The 2,986-nt window shown below is 44.6% G+C and carries 5 protein-coding genes; all 5 read right to left on the reverse strand.

Features of this window, described 5'->3' with window-relative positions; all coding sequences use genetic code 11:
* Positions 1–675: HAMP domain-containing protein (locus B2U10_RS11115; RefSeq protein WP_290787742.1), on the reverse strand; the 675-nt coding region annotated here is incomplete at its 3' end.
* Positions 672–1,334, reverse strand: a complete 663-nt coding sequence (locus tag B2U10_RS11120) for a response regulator transcription factor (protein WP_023467381.1) — start codon at positions 1,332–1,334, stop codon at positions 672–674. The genes B2U10_RS11115 and B2U10_RS11120, both read right to left, overlap by 4 nt.
* A 134-nt stretch (positions 1,335–1,468) precedes the next feature.
* Positions 1,469–1,624 (reverse strand): hypothetical protein, encoded by a 156-nt coding sequence (locus B2U10_RS11125; RefSeq protein ID WP_290748659.1) that lies wholly within the window; start codon positions 1,622–1,624, stop codon positions 1,469–1,471.
* 96 nt (positions 1,625–1,720) lie between these two features.
* Positions 1,721–2,155 carry a methylglyoxal synthase gene (mgsA, locus tag B2U10_RS11130; protein ID WP_029340960.1) on the reverse strand — a complete coding sequence of 145 codons (435 nt, stop codon included), beginning with the start codon at positions 2,153–2,155 and terminating at the stop codon, positions 1,721–1,723.
* 66 nt (positions 2,156–2,221) lie between these two features.
* Positions 2,222–2,986, reverse strand: a 765-nt coding sequence (locus B2U10_RS11135) for an AMP-binding protein (protein WP_290787745.1), incomplete at its 5' end; no start/stop codon positions are given.

Here is a 2,986-nt window from a genome sequence, read left to right on the forward strand (position 1 = left end):
CATCGCATCGACGGACCGCGCCAGTCGACCGATTTCATCCCCACGATCGAGCGGAAGTGGTGTATCCCACTTTTGAGCCGCGATTTTCCCGACTGCTCTTTCGATTTCGACGAGCGGATGTGTTAGACGACGCGCCAACCAGAAGGCAATGAATAACGTAAAGATACTACCGATGATGACGACGAAGCCGATTTTTGAAAACAGTTGTGTAATCAGTTCTTGTCGATAAGCATCCCAGACGTAAGAGACACGATAGTAGGTTTCGCCGCTCTCTTCCATTTTACGAATACTATAATAAACGTCTTCTTTATCAAGACGCGTCGTATACTTTGCCGTAACTGTTTTTTGATCAATTGCATCACGGTACATCTGATTGATCAGTTGTTGCGGTGCCCCACCGTAATAAAGTTTTCCGTTCTTAGATAGCAATAGGATATTAACTGATCGAGATTCTTGTTTTCGACGATCGAATTCAATCGGATTATCTTGTAGCATCTCGATGACAGAGGCATCCTTCGAGAAGAAGACCTCACTATTCTCAAGCGTCGAATAGACCTGTTCATCGATGAAATTTCCGATCGATGAGCGGATGACAAGGAGAATGACTGCAGATAATGTGACGATGACGAGCAGAAACATCGCCCAAATCTGAAATCCGAGACTGCGATTTTTCATGCAGACACCAAGCGATAGCCAATACCATAGATCGTTTCGAGTTCCAGTTTCGATAATTTTTTACGGACACGACGGACAAGATCATCGACGACGCGGTCCGAACCGAAATAATCGTCACCCCAGACACTGACGAGAATCTGCTCGCGAGACATCGGCGTCCCGATTTGTGTCGCAAATAAAATCAGTAGATCATACTCTTTTGAGGTTAGATCAATTTCTTGACCGTTCTCCTCGATGATTCGTTTCTCAGGATAAATCATATAATCGCCGTATTGAATGACGCCACTTTTCGGTGTCGCATACGTACGTGCTAAGATTTTTTTGACACGAATGACCAGTTCGCGCGGAAGGAACGGCTTCGCAATATAATCGTCCGATCCCATCTCAAGACCAATGATCTTATCGATATCCTCATCACGCGCCGAAATGAAAATGACGGGTGTCGTTTCATCATGCGCCTTGATTCGCTTAATCAATTGAAAACCATCCATATCCGGTAGCATGATATCTAAAATCCACAAATCTGGCTTCTCTACGATCGCAGAAGCAGCTGCCTCACCAGATGTAAACGATTTAACCTGCCAACCTTCTTGTTCCAAGTACTTTACGAGTACACGATTCAAGTTCACTTCATCATCAACCAAATAGATTGTATGCATGGCTCTCACTCCTCGACTAATGTGCTTTGTTTCAGTGTATCAAAGGAATTCCGCAAAATTATGGGAGAGTGGATAATAATTCAAAAAAACCTTTCTTTTCAAAAGAAAAGAAAGGCGAAGTCATAAATTTTCTATTATTTGACGAGACGGAGCGCTGGATACGCTACTTGCTTGTTCTTTGAAGTCGCAGGTGCCACCTGTTGAAGTCGTTCCATTTTCACGACGTGCGTCAAAAATCCAACGCCGCCTCCTAGCAATACTGTTACACCCGTCATTAATAGAATCTCCATTTTCTTCGCCACCTTTTCCATCGCAATTGATAATCAGTATCATCCTCAAACTGACTATAGCATGCTTAAACGAAAATGAGAAGCGTTCTCACAAAATTAATCATCTAAAAACTTTTTTTGTTCTAGTTCATGACGTTTTCGAATGATTTCCTTCCAATCGAATTGTCCTTGTTCAAGTCCATTGATTAAAATTTCGGCAGTTCCGACATTCGTTGCGAGCGGCAAATCGTACACATCGCATAATCGAATGAGTGCGGAGACGTCCGGTTCATGCGGTTGCGCCGTTAGCGGATCGCGTAAAAAAATCACGATATCGATCTTTCCTTGCGCCACGAGGGCTCCGATTTCTTGATCACCGCCGAGTGGTCCAGATTTACAGCGATGAACATGTAAATCTGTCGCTTCCATGATCCGTTGCCCGGTCGTTCCTGTCGCATACAATGTATTTTTCTTGAAGAATGCAGCATAAGCTCGTGTAAACCCCATCATCTCATCTTTTTTTTCATCATGTGCGATCAATGCGATATTCATTCGTATCCCCTCCTTCTTGTCTATGCACAGAAAAAGAACTTCAGAAACCTGAAGTTCTTGAAACACTCATGAATTCGTCGGTTGCTTCTTCAACACGGTCCGTAAAATCTTTCCGGTCGTATTACGAGGTAATCGATCGATGAACTCAATCTGTGTCGGACATTTGTATTTCGCGAGTGATGTGCCACAGAATGTCCGCGCTTCCTCTTCTGTCATCGTCTCACGGACAACGACGAATGCTTTGACAGCTTCGCCCATCTCCTCGTCCGGTATGCCGATAACAGCGGCTTCAATGATATTTGGATGCTGATAGAGCACTTCTTCGACCTCACGTGGGTAGACGTTATAGCCACCGACGATGATCATATCTTTTTTGCGATCGACGATATAGAAATAACCATCTTCATCACGACGAGCCAAATCACCCGTATATAACCAGCCATCGCGTAACGTCGCTTGCGACTCTTCTGGCATCTTGTAATAACCCGTCATGACGTTTGGTCCACGAACAATCAATTCTCCGACCTGACCATCTGGTAATTCCTGTCCGAGTTCATCGACAACTTTGTTTTCAACATCGACGATCGATGTACCGATCGAGCCTGGTTTCTGAACACCATCGACCGGATTGAAACAAGTGACGGGCGATGCTTCCGATAAACCGTATCCTTCGAGGATATGACACTGGAATGTCTGATCAAACGCTTCAAGGAGTGGTACTGGAAGACTCGATCCTCCTGAGACGAATAGACGGGTTGACTCAAAATAGGTCGCGTATTCCGGATGTGCCTTCACGGTTTGCAGTAAGAAATTATACATCGTTGGCACGCC

This window comes from Exiguobacterium sp. UBA7533, from assembly GCF_002479335.1.
Taxonomy (GTDB): Bacteria; Bacillota; Bacilli; order Exiguobacteriales; family Exiguobacteriaceae; genus Exiguobacterium_A.

What these genes read in the sequence shown, in the direction of transcription:
- B2U10_RS11120 (WP_023467381.1), bottom strand. Translation starts at nt 1,334, where the DNA reads ATGCATACAATCTATTTGGTTGATGATGAAGTGAACTTGAATCGTGTA.
- B2U10_RS11125 (WP_290748659.1), bottom strand. Translation starts at nt 1,624, where the DNA reads ATGGAGATTCTATTAATGACGGGTGTAACAGTATTGCTAGGAGGCGGC.
- mgsA (WP_029340960.1), bottom strand. Translation starts at nt 2,155, where the DNA reads ATGAATATCGCATTGATCGCACATGATGAAAAAAAAGATGAGATGATG.